Below are 19238 nucleotides of genomic sequence, written 5' to 3'. Positions count from 1 at the left end.
GTGATCTTCGCAATCACCGGACTTACCATGACCGCTCCAGCCTCTCAGGCTTTTGCAGAACCTTCCGCACACTACCGCTGCCGGCGAATGCGATGGCTGTTACCAAAGGTCCGAAGGTGCCCATGGGTGACAGCCTGACCTGGCATGGTCTTACGCTATATGGCCAGGTCGACGTGGGACTGACCGATCTGAGTCACGCTGCTCCGTTGAGCCCCACTGCAGGCACCGGCGTGAACTATTTGATTGCGAGAAACAGTAACAGATCGTATTTCGGCATAGGCGCTAATGGATTTGCCGGGTCGTTCATCGGCCTTAAAGGTAAGCAGGACATCGCGGATGACGTCGCCGCCATATTCAAACTTGAAACTGCATTCAATCCGCAGTCGGGCCTGCTTTCCGACGGAGTGGGATCCATAGTGCAGAACAATGGTCTGCCGATCGACAGGCAGAACTCGTTTGCCGATTCCGCCAAAGCCGGTCAGGCTTTCAATGTCGCGGCTTACGCAGGTCTGAGTTCTCTGACCTACGGCACACTGACATACGGGCGGCAAGCCGCTTTGACGTCTAAGGCTGTAGTTGCCTACGATCCGATGGCGAGCGCCAGTGCCTTCTCCGTCATTGGCTTTCAGGGCGCCACCGGCGGCGGTGGCGATACAGAAAATCGGATCCTGGACAATTCACTCAAGTATGGCGTGAATTTGGGTCCCGTGCGTGGCGCAATTCAAGCACAGATTGGCTCAGGCCCCAATGCAGGACCCCGCAATGCAATGCAGGCGCAGGTGGGCGGGAGTTACCTCGGTCTGTCCGTGGATGTGATTCTCAGTCAGATCAATGGCGCAATCTCTGCGAGCCCGCTGCCATTTCCACTTCCTAATGGACTACCGACGAATATCGGGAATGGACTGGTCGCCGGAACGATCTCGGACAATACCAGCTACATGCTGGTTGCAAAGTACGCCATCGGTCCTTTCAAATTCTTCGGCGGGTATGAGCACATCCAGTTCGCGAATCCAAAAACACCGTTGAGCCCGGGCGATTTCATCACGGGCGGATATGTGCTCGGGACCGTGTCCAATAATAGCTTTACTACGGACAGGATGCTCCAAATATTTTGGACCGGTGCAACATACGAAGCCAGACCTGACCTCGACTTGAAATTCGCCTATTATCACGAGGAGCAGAACAGCTATCACGGAGCACCAGGAACCAGCTTCAATGCCGGGCGCTGTTCGAATGCCAGTCTTGCGCAATGCAGTGGCCAGCTCGATGCGCTCTCGTTCTTGACGGATTACAAATATTCGCAACATATGGATGTGTACGCTGGCATAATGTGGACGCAAGTGTCGAATGGCCTAGCCAGCGGCTTTCTTCAGAGATCTACGATCGATCCGACAGTCGGGCTCCGGTATCGTTTTTGAAGTCCTGCGCTTAAAGCCATACAGCTTCAACTCAATGGGTGCCGTCTCCACTTCGAATAGGAAGGTGCGGTTGGGGACGGTGGAGGATCAGCGAAACCGGTGCGAGATCTTAAACGCCGGCAAGACGGGAACTGCGCGGCCGTCGAGGGGAAGGATCGAAGCTAAATGATGGGTTTAGCGTCGAGGACGTTGGCAGGGCGGGTCGGAGCTAGTCGGATCAGATGCCGCATCCCCTGCACTTTCAACTCCGCTCCATCGTCGCGTTTTTTGCGGCAAAACCTGACGATTACGGGATCTAGAAGAATTCGGCCACTACGCTTAGCTTATCAGGGCCTGCCTTTGAAGAGCGCTGGACCGACCGAGTATCCCAAATAATCTCGGCGCGCAGCCCTGAGATATCTTCCCGGTTGAGCAAGCGGAGCCGCGCTCCGCTCGTCCGTACCGCCATATCCACAATGGAAAGTCCAAGCCCGCTACCCAGCGAGCTTTTGTTGCGGCCGCGGAAGAAGCGCTTGGTAACCAATGCGAGCTCCTCTTTCGGAATGCCCGGGCCGGTGTCCTCGACAAATACGGTTGTGCCATCTTGGGTCGTCTCCGAGGACCAGCGGATCGTTCCTCGCCGTGGCATGTGGCGGACGGCGTTCTCGTGTAAATTTCGGATGGCGAGCAGAAGAGAGTCTCGGTTCGCGGTGACAACAGTGCTACGCAGGATCGGATCAACAATAACGTCGGCGTTCCTGTCCGACGATAGAAGGGTGTCGATCACCTCTTCCAAAACCTCTCCCACGTTGAGCTCCGTTAGGGGCGCGTCGGCCCCGGAGTCGAGCCTGGCGATGGTTAGTAGCTGACGAACAAGTCGAGTGGTGCGATCTACGGCGAACAGTATCTGACTGAGCGCTGCCTGCCGTATGTTCGCGTCTCGCGCCGTCATTGCGATCTGCGCTTGGGTCCGCAAACCCGCCAAGGGAGTGCGCAGCTCATGTGCAGCGAACGCGGTGATGTGTCTCTCGTGACGAAGAGCCTCCCTAACTCTTTCGAACAGATTGTTAAGTGAAAAAACCATGGGGAGGATCTCTTTCGGAATTCCTTTTGTCTCGACTGGGGTCAAGTCGTCGGCATTGCGCCGCCGGAGATCCGCGGCCAGCGCATGCAACGGTCGAAGACCCTGATTGAGGCTTGCCCAGATAAGGAATGCGAGAACGGGGATTGCCAGGAACATTGGAGCGAGAAGACCCTTCATAATGTCGGCCACAAACGTTTCCCTCAGTCCCAGTCTGTCGCCTACGAGGACTCGAAGATTTTTCGTGGGATCCTCAGCAGTGAAGACTCTCCACTTCTCGCCCCGGATCGTGCGTTCCGAGAAGCCCGTGCGATTGTCGCTAAGACTCTCATTCGGGGTACCGCTGGACCTTGCCACAAGGCGACCGTCAAGTGACCAAATCTGGCAGGAAAGCTGGCGATCATAGGTCAAGAACTCGGCCGCGTGACTTGAGTCCGAATCCTTTTGGAAGGAGCTGATGCCGTTGCTCGACGCCAACGACAACACCATGCGCGCTGCCTCTTGTAGCCTTGAATCGAGAAGGTTCTCAACCTCGTGCGTCGTGCCAACATAAATCCAGCACGTCGCGGCTATCCAAATGAGGCCTGTTGTCACGACAAGGATGAAGAACAGCTTGCGCTTAAGAGAATTCATGATGAAGCCGGTCTCACGCGGTAGCCAATACCCCTTAACGTCTCGATTTTGGATCGTCCAATCTTACTACGGAGCTTATGCACGTGGACTTCGACTGTGTTGCTTTCGATTTCTTCCTGCCAGCCATAAAGGCGCGCTTCCAGATCGCTCTTGGAAAGAACAATGCCCGGGCGATCCATAAGCGCCGACAGGATCGCAAATTCCCGACGCGATAGGCTGATGACGGTTCCATCAACGGCCGCCGTCAAGCGTGCCACATCAAGCGTCACTCCATTGTGAGACACGTAAGGCGATGCGCGGCCTTGCTGCCGGCGACTGATCGCGCGGACTCGGGCTGCGAGTTCGTCCAGATCGAAGGGTTTGCCAACGTAGTCATCGGCACCCGCATCCAGTCCCTTAATTCGATCCGACACTTCATCAAGAGCGGTCAAGAGGAGAACCGGGATCCGGTGGCCCTTGGCACGCAACGATGTCAATAGATCCAGGCCGGATCCATCAGGAAGCATGAGGTCCAGCACGACTGCATCGAACTCGTCTGTTGCGAGCGCGGCCTGTCCGTCCGTGCAAGTGGCGACCACGTCGAGCGTCGCACCGTACAATCCGAGGCCTACTTTTAGACCGTCCGCGAGAACTGAATCATCCTCGACGACCAAAATTCGCATTGAAGCCGCTCCTCATTCTGAATTTCGCGTCGGCGGCGGACCTTAAGGCTGGCTTAAGGTGGCGGCCCGAAATGGACCCCAGGCCGTGGCGGAAAGGGGACTCCATGTCATACGGGCGCATACTCGTATTTGTTACTTTGCTCATGGCGCTAACGGCGGCGGCGGCTCCGGCCGAGGCAGCCGGAATCAAATCGGCCGATCAGGCTTTTCAGTTCCACGCGGAGTGGGCGGGTAAGGGCGGGGTGAGGCTAGGATGGACCATTGCGCCGGGTCACTACCTCTACCGGGACCACATCACGGCGACCATCGACGGCCGGCCGGTTCGCATCGAGACCGAAGCCGGCGAGCTCAAGGATGACCCGAATTTCGGACCAACCGAGGTCTATCATCTATCAGCGGCAGCGACCGTGGCGCCGGAGCTTGCGTCCGCCGAGGGCAGCCTGATCGTCACTTATCAAGGGTGTGCGGAAAACATCATCTGCTACCCGCCTATCTCGAAGACAGTCGATCTTTCGACGTTGTTGGTTGGTGATGCAACCGAAGGAGACGCCAGGATCGCGCCTCCTTCCGAGGTGTCCGGCGCCAACCTCCTGGTTCCCAAAAAGGTCACCCCGGAAACGGCCAGCGAAATCGCGTCGGAGTCAGCGGCCCTGTCTGGCAACAGTCTCCCGTCGATGTTGTTCGCCTTCCTCGGCTTCGGTATTTTGCTGTCCTTGACGCCCCGCGTGTTTCCCATGATTCCAATCATGTCGGGAATGCTTGCGCGCTCGGGCGGCGAGCTCTCGCTGGGACGTGGTTTCGTTCTGTCGGCCAGTTATGTCCTCGCGATGGCTGCAGCATACGGCGCTCTCGGGGTCTTCGCGGCATGGTCGGGCGAGAATCTACAGACTGCTTTGCAGACGCCGGCGGCAATAACCGCCATGAGTCTCGTATTTGCGGCGCTCGCGCTCTCCATGTTCGGTCTTTACGAGGTCCAGTTGCCGCGGTCGTGGACGTTGCGACTTGCGGAAAAGGCAGGGAACAAAGGGTCCATCGGCAGCGCCGCTGCACTTGGCTTCGGCTCCGCTCTGATCGTAGGGCCGTGCGTAACCCCGCCGCTTGCCGCCGCGTTGATCTACGTGGCTCAGACTGGGCTCGTGATACGCGGCTCACTGGCACTATTTGCCCTGGAGTTGGGGATGGGCCTCCCGCTTGTCGCCTTTGGCGTGCTGGGCACCAGAATACTTCCACGCTCCGGGCCGTGGCTCGCGCGGGTCAAGCACATGTTCGGCTTCATCTTCATCGCGCTCGCCATTTGGATGAGTTCGCGAGTCATCCCGATGCGGCTCGTAGCGACGGCATGCGGAGGCCTGTTTCTTGCGGCCGGAGGCTACTTCATTGCGGCCGTCCTGATGGCCCGGCGGTGCCGGTTGCCTCACCTCGCGGCGGTCACGACCGGCGCTTTGGCAATGGTCTACGGCGTTACGCTCGCGGCTGGCGCAGGCACATCGAGCTACGAGCCACTCCGTCCGCTGGCTGCGATGGGTCTCGTGACGTCAGCAGCCAACGCGACTGCCCAGGCAGACGGGTTTCGGACCGTGACGAACGAGGCCGCTCTCGAAGATGCGATCGATCTCGGCCGGAGGCAGGGAAGGGTGGTCCTGATCGATTTCTCTGCCGAATGGTGCACGGAATGCAAGCTCATGGAGCGAAACGTCTTCTCGCAAGATGCCGTACGGCAGGAGCTGCGCGGAATGCTGCTCGTCCGAGCCGACCTCACGCATTTCGATCAGGATAGCAAGAACCTGATGAAGCGCTTCGCGGTCGTGGGGCCTCCGACGATTGTCTTTCTTAATCCTAATGGCAGCGAAATTCAGGAAGCGCGCGTGGTGGGCGATATCGGCGTCTCGGGCTTCTTGAACAAACTTGCGAAGGTCCTGCGTGCCTGATCACATCAAACGGATAGGAGACTACTTTGATTAATCCGCTTTCCCGAGCTCAGTTTTTCCGACTGGCAGTTCTTTCGGCCACCGTTCTTGTCGCGTCGAGCGACGCCTTCGCTGATGACGAGATCACGCGGGATATGATCCTGAGCGATCCCGAGACACCGACGGGCGGCAATCCGAACGGCGATCTGACCATCGTCGACTTCTTCGATTACAATTGTCCCTATTGCAAGGCGGCGGCAAAAAATCTCGAGAAGGTCGTCAAGGATGACGGCCGTATCCGCGTGGTTTACAAGGACTGGCCGATCCTGCACCCGACCTCGATCATCGGTGCGCGCCTTGCGTTGGCGGCGAAATATCAGGGCAAATACCTCCCGGTGCATCACGCCCTGATGCACATCCCGGGCTACGGAGTAGGCCAGGAGAAGATGATTGAAGCGACCCGCAATGCAGGCATCGATGCGGCGCGATTGGATCCGGATATGATCGCGCATGCCGACGGCATCGCGAAGTTGATTAAACGAAATCTGAATATTGCCGAAGCGATTGGCTTGCAGGGAACACCGGGGTTCCCTTGTGGGCGCCTATAAGGTCAACCAGGCCCTGAACGAGCAGGGCTTCATCCGCGTGGTGGCCGACGCGCGTCTGCGTCAGAAAGCTAAGTAAGCGCGCGGATCCTCGGGGCCGGAAATCATGCTGGGTCGTTGTATTGGCGAGCGGCTGAGGCTCGTCCTGTTCGCCTGCATCTCAGCCACTGCTCTTGCAGGATGCTCCGTTACGGTCGGATCGTCGGCAATAATTTCAGCTCCTACAGCCTCCGATACCAAGGCAGATTACGCCGCGCTTCGCGCGGAAAAGTTTCCAGTTGATGCAGTCGACACGTCTCAGGTGGATCCACAATTCGTCAAGCAGATTGTCACCTATCGATCGCCCTATCGACCCGGTACCATTGTCGTCGATCCACATAGTCGCTTTCTTTATCTCATTCAGAAGGGCGACCAAGCCATCCGCTACGGCGTCGACGTGGGCCGTAAGGGCTTGACTTTTGCCGGGACGGGCCTCGTACCCGACAAAAAAGGAATAGCCGCGCTGGAAACCGACGAGTGCCATAATCGCCCGTGAACCGATCCGCTACGCAAAATGGGCGAGAGGGATGGAAGGTGGCATGGGAAAACCGCTGGGGCTCGCGCGCCCTACCTCTTCAGGGATGGACAGGATACGCGTTACCGCATTCATGGAACGACCGAACCGGACCGCATCGGCAAAGCAGTCTCTTCCGGATGTATCCGCATGATGAACCAGGACGTGATCGACCTCTATTCACACGTCTAGCTCGGGACAAAAGTCGTCGTCCTCTCAGCGAAGACGTCCACCGCCCACTCCATGAAGCTATGGTAGGCGACGGTTGCACAGCCGAGCCGAGGGGATTGAAATAATTCGGAACCCAACGTCGAAAGCACCTCGCCGCCACTCGAATGTTTACCATCAGTTGGTTCTGGCGCGTCGCGGGCTTCCTGATTGGATGGCATCGTCAAGTAACCCGAGCACCGGTCGCACGAGGCCCTCCAGCAGCTTGCGTTCGGGGCGAACGCGCGCGAGCACACGTATACCGAGGAGAATCCCAAGAAGAGACTTGGAAAGGTCCTCGGCCGAATGGGCTCGCGCGATGGTCCCCTCTTTCTGACCTTCCGAAGCGCATCGAAGGAAGAAAGCCTCCACTTCCTCGAGAAATGTTGCCACGATACCCAAGAATTGGGCGTCGTGCGGCGCGCTCTCGATGGCGGAGTTTACCAGCAGACAGCCGCGGCGCTGCTGATCAGTGAGGGAGCGCTTGATGATCTCCGCAAGAAAGGCGCTGATCGCCTCGCGCGGGGGAAAAGTGGATTCGATGCGGTGAATGCGTTCACGGAACGTCTGGTCGAGATACCGATTGAGCGAGCGCTCATACAAAGTCCGCTTGTCGCCGAAGGCATTGTAGAGGCTGGCGCCCGCGATGTTCATTTCGTTGGCCAGATCGCGCACCGAGGTCGCCTCATAGCCGCGCTGCCAGAATCTTTCAATGGCAGCGTCCAGCACGGCGGCTTCGTCAAACTCGCGCGGCCTCGCCATTATGTCCTACCTCCTTCCATCCAACGCTTCGCTGGCTGAAAACAATCCAATAGCATTCAGCGCGGCTGCCTGACAATCGAAGTCAGCGCCCGTTTTCGAGTCAGTCGGCTTACCGCCACCATTACCGGCGAGTGTCCAAAATCACAATGCGGTCCTGCAAAACGCGCGCTTGATCTGTTTTAGATCGACTGATCTAAAACGATGGCCGATCACGGATATAGATCGTTGGTGCCTACAAGTCCGATGAGTTCAACTACCATTGAAAACTCGACGACACGTCCGAGCCGGGTCCCGTCCGATCATTGGAGGGGCACGCCGTCTGTCGGTCGCCTCGCCATCGGCAGTGCCGTAGCCCTTGCGACGTCCGCGGTAATGTGGGCGCTGCGGCTGCGACCAGCGGAACCCCACGCCGCGTCAGACTGCAGCGCCGATTTGCCGCCGGTCCGCTGTCTTCCATCTGCCGTTTTATATCGGATTTGGCGTTTCGATCCTCACTCAAGCATCCGGTCTGGAACTCGTGGGGTCATGATAATCGTGGTCTTCAATCGCGCCGTCGTCTCGCCCGGACCGCGCGCAGCCCGACAACCACTGCGTTTGTGCTGGTGAGAGCGACCGTGTTGGCAATCCCGGTCCCCGGTGAACGGCCGTTCTGGCATTCGACGACAGCCACCTGCATCATCGCGATGATGGTCGTGTTCGCTGCAGCCTTCGCCAATCCAAGCAGTATAAGGAAGAAGATCGATGCTCCGTTTCTATTTCCACCCAACGCCCAATCCGGCAAAAATCGCGCTGATGCTTGAGGAAGTCAGTTTGGCCTACCAATTGGTCCCGGTTGATACCAGCAGGGGTGAACAGCACACGCCGGAGTTCCGCGCGGTTAATCCCAACGGCAAGGTGCCTGCCATCGTCGATACGGAAGGACCTGGCGGTAAGGAGGCGCGGGTTTTCGATTCCAGCGCGATACTGCTTTACCTTGGCGAAAAGACAGGACGTCTGATCGGTTCACCGGCTGATAGACCGGAATTGTTGTCATGGCTCTTCTTCATCGCAACCGGCGTCGGCCCATTCTCGGGACAAGCCGTACATTTCCAGTACGCGGCTCCAGAAAAGCTCGCCTACGCCGTCAATCGCTACCGAAGAGAAGTCGAGCGTCACTACGAGGTGCTCGATGAGCATCTAAAGGGACGCGATTTTATCGTTGGGAACGATTATTCAATCGTCGATATTTCCGCATGGGGATGGTTGGATCGCGCCCCACGTGTGTTGCCGGGCGATGGGGTACCCCTAGCGGCGTTTCCTAATCTCGAACGCTGGTTTCGGGCGATCGATGCGCGCCCGGCCGTGGCGCGAGCTCGCGCGGTGGGGAAAACCCACGCCTTCAACAAGGAAATGGACGAAGACGCGCGCCGCGCACTCTTCCCTTCCAACTATGCGAAAGTCGCTCGTTAGGCCCGCCGCCTCAAATCGGCAAAAGCGAAACAAAGCGAGACAGCCAATGAAACTTCAGAAAAAACGAGTGCTGATCACCGGTGGCTCCAGCGGTATCGGATTTTCCACCGCCGAGGCGATGTTGGCCAACGGAGCGGAGGTAGCGATTACCGGTCGACGGCCGGATGTTCTGCGCACTGCCGCTGAGCAGCTACGTCAGGGTGGCCGTGTCGAGTACGTTGCTGCGGATGTCAGCACGGAGAAAGGTCGGGAGATGACGCTTACCTGCGCGCTCGAGAAGCTCGGCGGTCTGGATGTACTTGTCAACAATGCTGGCGGAGTTAGGGCCGGTCGGCTGGAGGACAGCACCGAGGAGGAGATCCGATTGATGATCGAGGTCAACCTGGTCGCGCCGATCCTGCTGACGCGGGCGGCCCTGCCCGCGTTGCGGGCGAACGCCGACGGCCTAATCGTGAACATTACATCGGGTGTCGCGCTTGTCGCGGCGCCGTTCTATGCCACCTATGCCGGGGCCAAAGCCGGCTTGGCTAAATTTAGTGAATCGCTTCGCCGGGAACTGAAGGGCGAGGGCGTGCATGTCATGACGGTCTATCCGGGGGCGACCGAGACGCCGATGAATCGTTCGTCGCGTGCAGGCCCCGAGCTCGGCTTTGCGCGAGAGCCGGCGAGTGCCGTTGCCGCGGCCGTTATCGAGGGAATAAAACACAACGCCCTCGAAGTAATTCGAGGCGGCGAGTTTTGGGCGAAGATGACCACCTTGAACCGCGAGGACCCAGCCGCGCTCGATCAGCGGTTCCTAGCTCTTAAGTCAGCACTGGCCGAGGCAGTTCGCGATCATTCGGCGCTCTAACGGGTCACTAGAGTTGCCGCGCAATGACACGATAACAACAGAAGGATACTCTTGCGACACTTTGCGCTCTAGGTGGAGGCGAAGCGAAAGCGGAGAATGGGACGAGACTAGCACGAACTTTTTACGAACGCGCGCAACGGTTCGACTAAGAGACGTTCCCGATCTTTGACGCGTTCGCGGTGGATGTGCGCGATTCAACTTCAGGCGCCGCAAGCTCATGTGCACACATTGGCGCAAATATTGCGGATCGCCAGGAGTCGGCCACACGCTGGGCGTACTGCTCAGGGCATCCATGACGGTTCGAAGTCCCGCGATCTCCAGGTAAGTGCAGTCTATAGCTCCGACATCCAGCCGGCGACGGTCCGTCCGATCTCGTCGGGCGAATCTTCCTGGACGAAATGGATACCCGAGATCGTCACCTCAGTCTGCGCTGGGAAGCTGCGAGCCAAGTCGAGAACCGCGCCGTGGGCGAGGATCCCACCGGGCTCGGCTCTCAAGAACAGCTTCGGCACATTGCTTGTAGCCAGCCAGTCCGCGTAGGCAGTCACGATCGCAGTCACGTCGGCGGGCTCGCCTTCGATCGGGATCTGCCGAGGCCATGTCAGCGTCGGCCGTCGGCCCTCACCTGGCTTCGCGAACGGTCGTCGGTACTCTGCCATCTCTTCGGCGGAGAGGGTGCGCAGGATGGCACCTGGCAGGATATTCTCGATGAAGAAGTTGTCTTGCAAGACCATCGTCTCGCCTTTCTCGGAACGCAGCGCCTGCAAGACTGGACGCATTCCGAACCGGTCCCAATGGTCCCAATACTGCGGCCCAACGATCGCCTCCATGTACGCGATACCCCTTATGGCGTCGCGGTGGCGGTTGGCCCAATCGAAGCCGAGGGCCGAACCCCAGTCGTGGATGACAAACGTGACCCGCTCGCGCACCTCCAGAGCCTCGAGCAAGGCATCCAGGTAGCGACGGTGCTCGACAAAGCGGTATGAGCTGGGGCCACTGTCGGGCAGCTTGTCGGAGTCGCCCATACCGATCAGATCAGGGGCGATACAACGGCCTAGTGGCTCCAGATGCGGCAGCACGTTGCGCCAGAGGTATGACGAGGTGGGATTACCGTGCAACAGCACAATCGGGTCACCCTCTCCCACCTCCACATACGCCATCTCACGGCCGAGGACGCGCCGTCGCTTTTTTTTGTACGGAAATGCCGCAGGGATCATGTTTGCTTCTCCTGTATCGGCCGACCAGGACAGCCCTTGAGCCGCTGCGGGCGCCCAACGGAAGACCTTCTCCGCCTGCGCGCAGCTTCGCTGGCCTGATCTGATAGGACTATATTTCGCGGCTCGTCCGGGTTCGGTTACAGGCATGCGGCTCACTTCGTCGTGAAAGCAGCTACGGCATAACCGCTTCGGAAGACTTCGGCTGAAGATTAACGCTTCAGTGGGAGGTGCAGCTATAGCAAGGACATCCCTTTTTACGGCTCCCCATCGACGCCCGACACGATGATCAGGCTCACCAATAGGACATAACGGCTTCTGAGAAAGAACTGGGACAGAGTTTCCCTTCGGATTACCCAAGGCAGCCCGCGTCTCCGAAAACAACCGCGAACAAGATCGTCGTTCAACCAACGGTGGCCTCATTCGCCAATAGCGTTCGCCAAACGACGCACTGCGCAATCACAATTTATGGAAAGGCAGGTGCTTGGGCATTTCAGAGGGGGCCATACTTGGCGGGCTTCATCATCACTACGTTCGCGTTTAGCTGGCTTTCGGTGAACACTGGAATATCGTGGTTGATGTTGGTTTTGGCTCAAGGATGGTAGGAGGATGCGTGAACCAACCCATACGAAGGTGTGGGCCTAGCCATCACATTCGACAGATTGTGATTAATGCGCTTCCCCAGCAAAGGAGTTCGCATGAAAGTCGTGGTCATCGGCGGCGGAATCGGCGGGCTCTCGGCGGCGTTGCAGTTCCAGAAGGCAGGGCTCGACCCCCATGTCTACGAGCAGGCGCCGCATGTTGCCGAAATGGGCGCAGGCATCCAGATCAGTCCCAACGCCTCTCGGCTCCTGCTGCGGCTGGGCCTCAAGGCGGCGATGGACGCTGTCGGTATGCGGCCGCGGGCGATACATCAACGGCGCTGGGACGATGGACGTACCTTGCAGCACGCACCGGTCGGGCCCGAGGTCGAGGCGGCCTTCGGTGCCCCCTACTACCACTTCCATCGCGCCGATCTTGTCAGCCTTCTGGCCGGTGCGTTGCCACAGGAGCGTTTGCATACCGGCCACAAGCTCACCGGGCTGGAGCAGAAGGGCGAGCGCGTGATCGCGCGGTTCGAGAACGGCGCGACGGCGGAAGCGGACCTCCTGGTCGGGGCCGACGGCATTCATTCGCGTGTGCGCAGTCTCGTCTTCGGTCCTGAGAAACCGCGCTTCACCGGCTGCGTTGCCTGGCGCGGGCTGGTGCCGGCCGAGCGCATCAGACATCTCAGCATCGGGATCGCTTCGCACAGCTGGTTGGGACCGGACGGCCATGTCGTGCACTACTGGGTTTCGGCCGGGCGGATGATGAACGTGGTCTGCGTCGTCGAGCACGGTGACTGGACCCAGGAGTCCTGGACCGACAAAGGCGAGGTGGCCGACGTGCTCGCGCGCTATGAGGGCTGGCATCCGATGGTGCGCAGCCTGGTCGGCGCCTTTCCCGAGACCTTCATCTGGGCGCTGCACGACCGCGCCGAGCTGCCGTGTTGGAGCGCCGGTCGCGTCACGCTTCTAGGCGATGCCTGCCATCCCATGCTGCCCATGATGGCGCAGGGCGCCGCGCAATCGATCGAGGACGGTGCCGCACTTGCGGCGCTGCTCAAGGCCATGCCAGACGATATCGCGGGCGCGCTGGCACGCTATGAGGCGGTGCGCAAGCCCCGCGCCACGAAGCTGCAGCAGGCGAGCGCCGCCAACCGCACCCGCTTTCATCTGCCCGATGGCGACGCGCAGCGCGCCCGCGACGAGGCAATGGCCACGTCTGGCGACCGCTCGATCGCTAATATTGGCTGGCTCTATGCGCATGACGCCGCAAACCTGGGATTGCAATAGCAAGGAACAACAGAATTGAAGCGAATGGAATGGTGATCGATGCTAACAACTACGAGGGGTGCTCCCTCAAGGTAAAGTAGTCTGATGAACACCAAACATTTTGGATGGCTTTTCATTGATGGAGCGGAGCATCTGCGATGGACACCGGTATCTCCCCTGAAAAGCCTCCCTCGCCGGACGATTTTGCCCAGATCTTCAGGCTGATCGGCGGATACCGAATTTCTCAGGCCTTGTACGTTGCCGTTGAACTCGAGATTCCTGAACTGCTGTTGACCGGGCCGACGCACTGTGACGAGTTGGCAGCAAAGACGAAGACTCAGCCCGACGCTCTACCGCTTGCTTCGCTTCTGGCGGGCGCCGGGCTGTGCCGTGAGATTAGTTCGCGAGAGTTCGAGCTCACTCCATTAGGCTCCACGCTCGGCTCAGACGTACCGGGTTCGATTTGGCCAGTAACCGTCTGCGGCCTGGAGCGAACAGATGCCGAATATCAATCCTTGTTGGAGCGCGCAGGCTTCCGGCTTGTCCGCATTGTGCCGCTCATGGACGGCGCAGGCTTCGCACCGTTCGAAGCCGCTCCCTCTGACTGAGCACTCGATCTATTGCACCGCTCCGACAGATCCGTTTTGGCCCAAAAGCGGTTGTGCGTTGAGCCCCGCCGCTGGTTGGTTGTAAGTGCGGGATCCTGATCGGCGCCGTTCGGGGCTCAACGATTGCTGATTTGCTTCGGCGACACGTGCAGCGGTGCGGATGCACAGCCGAGCGCGTCGGCACGCTTGCGCGAATGAGGCGATCCGCATCCACGCGTGCGCGCATCTCAAGCCTCAGTGCGTCACTGGCAACGCCTCGTCACCGCCAAACTTCGACGGATCGTCATAGGTCGGCGTATCATCGCGGTGGACCGGCGGCCGAGGCCCTGCGTACACGAAGCCCGGAATGACGTAGGCTTGGTTGGGACGATCGGTGCCCATGTATTGCGGCGCTCTGCGGACGTGGTGATGCTCCTTGGCGAACGCCACCGGGGTTGTCGCCAACGCCGACAAAACAGCTGCAGCGGCGAAAACTGAAAGACGAGACATTTGGACGCTCCGTTGTTTGCCTTGGGCAACGATTGCGAACTAAACTTACGTGGAACTTAAGGCCTGAGATCAGAGCCCGAATTCCGGCCAGTCTCGCCTATCTGCTCGATCTTCTCGAAGTCGCACAAATGTGGTCGCCCGGCGCACGCGCGTGCTGGTCTACTGCGCTGATTGCAGGTGTTCGCAACGTACTACGGTGCGTGCACCGAAAACGTATCCGAGTTGCTGACGTGACGCCGTCGCCTATGCTGCCGGGGATCGGACTACTCTGTTTCATTCTGGCCGTCCTGGCCTCGCCATTCAGGACGAAGCTGAGGGTTGAAGCTGAGAACGCGGTGCTTCGGCATCAGTTGATGGTCTTGAGGCGTAAGCCGCGCGATCGGATCCAACTGACGAGCCATGATCGATGCTTCTTTATTCAGCTGTATCGTTGAGTCCGTCGATCCGGGAGGTTCTCGGAATCATTCGGTCCGAGACACTCGTGCGTTGGCAAAGGACCGACCTTCGTTGCTACAGGCGTTGGAGTCACAAGGATGGGGAGGAATGGAGACCGAGCTGCGCAGATTGATCCGGTGGATGAGCACAGAGCATCCGCTTTGGGCTCGCCGCACATTGACGGCCCACTACTCAAGCTCGGGCTTGGGGTCGCGCACTCGAGTGTCGCAAAATACATGATCGAGCGACGTCGGCCGACCAGGGATGGCGCACATCCTTAGAACGGGTCAGATTAGAGCCTGGCCTATTCTCCTTCGCGCGATTCGGCGTCCTTAAGGTTCGCTTAAGGTAGCGTGCTTTTCCTCATTCCAGCAAACAGAAGGAAAGCGCATCATGCGTGGTTCATTATTGCCTCCATTGCGTCCGCGGTCGCTTGTCGACTGAGGGCGAGTGCCATCAGGCTCCAGCCGGTGTTCCTATGCCCTTGCTGGCTGCATGGGCGACCACCTGGATGGTGCGGCCGGCGAGTTGCATGACCATCGGCGTCGTGATCGACAACCACGATTGCACCCGGTCTGCTGAAAAAGAAGCCAAACCCGGCAGATGGCAGAAGCCGGATAGTCGGTCTGACCATGGCCGGTGATCAAAAGACTAGTGCGCACTACCCCTCACGGGGACGAATTGCGTCGCCCGCGCCCGCTTAGCGGAGTGGAACACTACGAAAAGAAGAAGCTCGTCAAGTCATTGATCGCCTTGCGGCGCTGTCTTGATGAGAACGCATCAGGACGCGACGAAAGGAAGAACGAGCATGACAAAGATCGCCGTTATTATCGGTTCCACAAGGGCTGCGCGGTTCGCGGACATCCCGGCGAAGTGGATTTACGAGATCGCGCGCAAGCGCGAAGGCTGGGAGGTCGAACTCATCGACATTCGGGATTTCGACCTGCCGTTCTTCAACGAACTCGCATCCAACGCCCATGTACCCAGCCAGAATCCAAACGCAGTTCGCTGGCAGAAAACGATTGCCGGGTTCGACGGCTATATTTTCGTGACGGCAGAGTACAACCGGTCCGTGCCGGGATCGCTCAAGAATGCCCTCGACCTCGCCTATGTCGAATGGAACCGAAAGCCCATGGCAGCTCTCGGATATGGCAGCACTGGCGGGGCAAGGGCGGTCGAACATCTCAGGACTATCGCCATCGAGCTACAGATGGTCCCCGTCCGTTCCGCTGTGCATATCGGCGGCGGCGAGTTCCTTAAGGTCCACCCGATGATGGGGAAGCAGCCGATTTCGACGATCGAGGACGCCATCCTCCCAAGCGCCAAAGCCACACTCGACGATCTCGGATGGTGGACCGAGGTAACGATGGAGGGTCGGGCCGCCGACAGGGCGAAAGGCTGACTCTTAATGACTGCGTGCGCGGCCAGCTTGTGGATGCTCTTCGGGTCGCGGCGCAGGGGAGAGCCGTCAGGCAAATGCCGCGGAATGCCGCAACAGGACATGACGCCCGCGACGGAACGCACCGTGTCGGCGCCTCGGCTGAAGCCAAACCGCAATATGCGTCTCCTTCTTCGTAGAGACCGATGATCGCGGCATAGCAATCAACGATATTGCGGGTAATCCCGAGTCCCGTCGCCATGCTGGCCAGATTGTAGAGCCACCGCATCCAGCCGATCTTGAAGTGACCGCCGTCGGAAGCCGATCCGAGACCAGGGTCGTAGAATGCGATCTGTGCGGACGGTTCGATTTTGGTATCGGGGCCCACACGGCATGCGCGGTATAGCTTGTAAACATTGGTCCGCGCCTCATCAAAATTGATGTCGCCGGCCTGGCCCGTGCCGTCGGAAAAATCACAATAGTCTTCGGCATCGCACACCAATTCCCAAACGGTCTACACCCTATATCGGCCCTGCTTTCCACTGCAATCAAGTCGGCCTGAGTCTCCACTCGGCCCGATCCTACAAACCGTTCGTCGGCTCACCTCACGGGTGGTGATCATGCGTAGACCCCGACCTGCGGCCAGACCGTTATGAGCGAGATCGCTGATTTACCAAGGTTTCGTTTGAAGTCGATCGCGACGCAGGCGCTGTCATTGCTTCGTCGGCACGGCCTGATTGTCCATAACTTCGAAGCAGCAGCAGAAGAGCGCGAGCTGGCTGAGCACACCGTTCGCTGCCGAAGCCGCATCTTTCTCCTCCGCCACAAACGGCAGATTTTCGATTAGCAGCGCGACCCGGCGCTGAAATCGCTCAGACACGGGCACTCAGGTCCTGCGGCACGGTAATCATGTATTTCGGATCAGCTTCCCGCCCTTTACCAGCATGCGCTTCCCTTTCCCCAAGTCGACCTTGCTGCGGTCTATTTGCTTGAGCCAGGAGTGATTGTGACGTTCGGCGAACCAGAAGAACAGGCGTTTGACTTTGACGCTCTTGCAGTCTTCCAGGAGCTTTTGCATTCGCCGCGGACTGAGGTTACGCAAGCCTTCGACGAGCATGTCGACCTGGTGGAAGCACTCATTGTTTGGCAACTCGTCAAGCAATTCGAGCAGCGCCCGTTCGGGTGACGAAACGGTCAATGGCCACTCGGCCTGGTCCCAGACTTGCTTGAATGATCCAGCTTCGCCAGTGTTGTCCTGAACGTTCCAGGCATAGTTCTTGAGTCCCTTGGTAACGGGATCGAACTTGAAGAGCACTTGGCTTTTCCGGACGGTGAATCGTTCTTTGAGCGGCAGCTTGAATAACCAGCCGGGCGGGGCATCATGGCCGTAAAGGTAAACCGACGGCGGGTCCTGTGGCCTGGAGTTAGTGCGAGAAGCCTTGCAGTTCGAGCGCGGTCCGTCCTCCAACTATGAGGGGGCGCTGAAGCAGGATCTGGAGCGATATGATGACCTTCTGCCAGGTCAGGGTGCCGAGCGGGCGCTTGAAGGTTCCGCGGGACGGCTGAACGAGCCAGCCTGACGAGACATACTGGCTACGCAGGGCCGTCGAGTATTCGTGCTTCGTCATCCATGCGGAATCGACAAGGAGACCCTCAGGGAGGGTCCATTCGAGGTGGTTTAATTTACCGCCGGAACGCTTAGCCATACTTAGTAAATCGGAAATTCCTCAAACCGCGCAAGTTTGAGATATCGTCTTTCGCTACGCTTTACTTATCAAATCGTAGAAATATCAAACCCCAGCCGATTAAGTCGTGTACCAAGATCCGCCCTGGGGGCAGCCACGCCCTGTTGTCGGTTGCCAACATCCAGTGTTGGCTGGAATCGCATCAGCTTTGCCCGGAACTCAGAATGAACCGGTTTTGCTGCACCTCTGGTCTCTCTGGAGTCGCAATTCTACAGCGACTGTCCAGCGCTCATCGTACTCACGAACAGGATGGGCACCCGAACGACGGCCTGCGCCAAGGATTATTCGGTGGATGGTGACCGCGCAGCTCCAGTACCGGGACCGGCCACCGCGGGTGTGCCGGGGTCAGTTCGGCACCTAATGGCGGATCAACTTGCAGCATGCGATCTACGCATTTAACCGCAGCGGAATGTCGGAAATGGTCACCCGTTCGGCGGCGTCTTGCACTCCAGCTTGCGCAAGAGCCTTGGTCATTGCGTCGGCCACCGTCACAGGAAATCGCGATGGACCAATGATAACGCGCTCGATGAGCTGTGGGACTTCTATTCCGTGCAAACCCTCCTCAGGGACATCCTCAAGCGGAATCTTGAAGACCTGCTGCGGGGTACCACGGACGGTTTCGAGGCTCGATATAAGTCGCTTCGACTCTCGGAACGTGGGCGAATGAATGACGCGCCACTCACGCTCCTCCACAAATCCAGGATGTTTTGTGCAAACGACCGCGTTTCTAAAGACGTGGAACAGATGTGTCAAAAGCGTCGGTTCGCCCGCCGCTGTTATGAATTCGATGTTGGCTTCAATCCTGTCCAATAACGCAGAGAATTCCGCGTTTAGACCTGTGGCATTGAGATACCCGACCGGACTCGAATAGGCAGCCAAGGCGTCGGTCGGTCGAAGAAAGGGACCAGTCCTTATGACGATTGCGATGCCGCTCTCCCCACCATAAGCTCGCCACATGGACAGCCTGCCAATGCGATCTTCCGAAAGAAGATGCTCTGAAAAGCAAGCTACGTACGTGTGCAATCGAAAATGGGGCAACCACTCGTTAAACCGCGATTCGATTCTGCCGCTGACGTTCGGGAAAATACCGTCAACCAAGCTCCGAAATCGCGAAAGATGAGCCTTATAGGCTTCATTCAAACAATTGAAGCCATGCTCAATTTCCATGTAGTCATTCAAGCAAGTGGCGTTGCGCATCCAGACTTGGCGTCCACGGATGATCTGAAGGGCCGTGTTAGCCGTCGTGTAGTACACGAAGCGTGCGCTGTCATTGCCAGCCTCAATCATCTTGGTGCGGGCGTATGGATAGAAAAGGTCGAGAAGTCTTTCCTCATCGGCATCATTCATGGCCAAGGCGCCTAATTATACTGGAAAATGTCCGTTTCCGGCGCGCCGCCCGACGGCGGCCGA

General features: G+C 58.6%; 17 protein-coding genes and 2 pseudogenes. 11 read left to right on the top strand and 8 right to left on the bottom strand.

The annotated features are described in order from the left end of the window. The coding region (locus tag AC5ZG1_RS36445; RefSeq protein ID WP_496135780.1) for a porin at window positions 1–1418 on the top strand (1418 nt) is incomplete at its 5' end. Between the two features lie 295 nt (window positions 1419–1713). On the opposite strand, the gene AC5ZG1_RS36440 is transcribed toward AC5ZG1_RS36445, so the two are convergent. Together AC5ZG1_RS36440 and AC5ZG1_RS36435 are read right to left on the bottom strand one after the other, a co-directional pair. Continuing rightward, window positions 1714–3111 (bottom strand): ATP-binding protein, encoded by a 1398-nt coding sequence (locus AC5ZG1_RS36440; RefSeq protein ID WP_496135779.1) that lies wholly within the window; start codon window positions 3109–3111, stop codon window positions 1714–1716. Next, window positions 3108–3773 carry a response regulator gene (locus tag AC5ZG1_RS36435; protein WP_496135778.1) on the bottom strand — a complete coding sequence of 222 codons (666 nt, stop codon included), beginning with the start codon at window positions 3771–3773 and terminating at the stop codon, window positions 3108–3110. Before AC5ZG1_RS36435 ends, AC5ZG1_RS36440 begins: the two co-directional genes overlap by 4 nt. A 104-nt stretch (window positions 3774–3877) precedes the next feature. On the opposite strand from AC5ZG1_RS36435, the gene dsbD reads away from it, so the two are divergent. The 4 genes from dsbD (at window position 3878) to AC5ZG1_RS36415 (ending at window position 7030) form a co-directional block, all read left to right on the top strand. Beyond that, window positions 3878–5701 carry a protein-disulfide reductase DsbD gene (dsbD, locus tag AC5ZG1_RS36430; RefSeq protein ID WP_496135777.1) on the top strand — a complete coding sequence of 608 codons (1824 nt, stop codon included), beginning with the start codon at window positions 3878–3880 and terminating at the stop codon, window positions 5699–5701. Window positions 5702–5727: 26 nt separating this feature from the next. After that, complete coding sequence (locus AC5ZG1_RS36425) at window positions 5728–6288, top strand: DsbA family protein (protein ID WP_496135776.1); 561 nt, start codon at window positions 5728–5730, stop codon at window positions 6286–6288. Window positions 6289–6391: 103 nt separating this feature from the next. Then, complete coding sequence (locus AC5ZG1_RS36420; RefSeq protein WP_496135775.1) at window positions 6392–6820, top strand: L,D-transpeptidase family protein; 429 nt, start codon at window positions 6392–6394, stop codon at window positions 6818–6820. Between the two features lie 18 nt (window positions 6821–6838). Next, window positions 6839–7030, top strand: a complete 192-nt coding sequence (locus tag AC5ZG1_RS36415) for a L,D-transpeptidase (RefSeq protein WP_496135774.1) — start codon at window positions 6839–6841, stop codon at window positions 7028–7030. A gap of 153 nt (window positions 7031–7183) precedes the next feature. Here the strand turns inward: AC5ZG1_RS36415 and AC5ZG1_RS36410 are convergent, their stop codons facing one another. Then, window positions 7184–7807 (bottom strand): TetR/AcrR family transcriptional regulator, encoded by a 624-nt coding sequence (locus AC5ZG1_RS36410; protein WP_496135773.1) that lies wholly within the window; start codon window positions 7805–7807, stop codon window positions 7184–7186. Between the two features lie 741 nt (window positions 7808–8548). Here AC5ZG1_RS36410 and AC5ZG1_RS36405 point away from each other — a divergent pair. Further along, the gene (locus AC5ZG1_RS36405; protein ID WP_496135772.1) at window positions 8549–9256 is read left to right on the top strand and encodes a glutathione S-transferase family protein; all 708 of its coding nucleotides are present in this window, start codon (window positions 8549–8551) and stop codon (window positions 9254–9256) included. A gap of 46 nt (window positions 9257–9302) precedes the next feature. Next, window positions 9303–10106: an SDR family NAD(P)-dependent oxidoreductase gene (locus tag AC5ZG1_RS36400; protein ID WP_496135771.1), complete on the top strand. Its 804-nt coding sequence runs from the start codon at window positions 9303–9305 to the stop codon at window positions 10104–10106. Between the two features lie 332 nt (window positions 10107–10438). On the opposite strand, the gene AC5ZG1_RS36395 is transcribed toward AC5ZG1_RS36400, so the two are convergent. Then, window positions 10439–11323 carry a haloalkane dehalogenase gene (locus tag AC5ZG1_RS36395; RefSeq protein WP_496135770.1) on the bottom strand — a complete coding sequence of 295 codons (885 nt, stop codon included), beginning with the start codon at window positions 11321–11323 and terminating at the stop codon, window positions 10439–10441. 695 nt (window positions 11324–12018) lie between these two features. On the opposite strand from AC5ZG1_RS36395, the gene AC5ZG1_RS36390 reads away from it, so the two are divergent. Continuing rightward, window positions 12019–13194: an FAD-dependent monooxygenase gene (locus AC5ZG1_RS36390; protein WP_496135769.1), complete on the top strand. Its 1176-nt coding sequence runs from the start codon at window positions 12019–12021 to the stop codon at window positions 13192–13194. Window positions 13195–13331: 137 nt separating this feature from the next. Further along, on the top strand, window positions 13332–13781 hold the full coding sequence (locus AC5ZG1_RS36385; protein ID WP_496135768.1) for a methyltransferase family protein: 450 nt from the start codon (window positions 13332–13334) through the stop codon (window positions 13779–13781). A gap of 234 nt (window positions 13782–14015) precedes the next feature. Here AC5ZG1_RS36385 and AC5ZG1_RS36380 read toward each other — a convergent pair whose 3' ends face one another. Beyond that, window positions 14016–14270 (bottom strand): hypothetical protein, encoded by a 255-nt coding sequence (locus AC5ZG1_RS36380; protein ID WP_496135767.1) that lies wholly within the window; start codon window positions 14268–14270, stop codon window positions 14016–14018. Window positions 14271–15513: 1243 nt separating this feature from the next. On the opposite strand from AC5ZG1_RS36380, the gene AC5ZG1_RS36375 reads away from it, so the two are divergent. Next, window positions 15514–16107: an NADPH-dependent FMN reductase gene (locus AC5ZG1_RS36375; RefSeq protein WP_496135766.1), complete on the top strand. Its 594-nt coding sequence runs from the start codon at window positions 15514–15516 to the stop codon at window positions 16105–16107. Window positions 16108–16324: 217 nt separating this feature from the next. Here the strand turns inward: AC5ZG1_RS36375 and AC5ZG1_RS36370 are convergent. Further along, window positions 16325–16582: pseudogene (locus AC5ZG1_RS36370) on the bottom strand (phospholipase effector Tle1 domain-containing protein); the annotation flags it as partial. Between the two features lie 153 nt (window positions 16583–16735). On the opposite strand from AC5ZG1_RS36370, the gene AC5ZG1_RS36365 reads away from it, so the two are divergent. Further along, window positions 16736–16930, top strand: a complete 195-nt coding sequence (locus AC5ZG1_RS36365; protein ID WP_496135765.1) for a hypothetical protein — start codon at window positions 16736–16738, stop codon at window positions 16928–16930. Between the two features lie 25 nt (window positions 16931–16955). On the opposite strand, the pseudogene AC5ZG1_RS36360 reads toward AC5ZG1_RS36365, so the two are convergent. Both AC5ZG1_RS36360 and AC5ZG1_RS36355 read right to left on the bottom strand, forming a co-directional pair. Further along, window positions 16956–17789 (bottom strand): annotated as a pseudogene (locus AC5ZG1_RS36360) (type IV toxin-antitoxin system AbiEi family antitoxin domain-containing protein). A 426-nt stretch (window positions 17790–18215) separates the two neighbouring features. Next, window positions 18216–19175 carry a DUF2971 domain-containing protein gene (locus AC5ZG1_RS36355; protein ID WP_496135764.1) on the bottom strand — a complete coding sequence of 320 codons (960 nt, stop codon included), beginning with the start codon at window positions 19173–19175 and terminating at the stop codon, window positions 18216–18218. Window positions 19176–19238: the final 63 nt, after the last annotated feature.

The sequence above is a fragment of the Bradyrhizobium sp. Leo78 genome (assembly GCF_059512425.1).
Note: the sequence above shows the minus strand (reverse complement) of the source record. Positions and strands in the feature narration are given on the sequence as shown.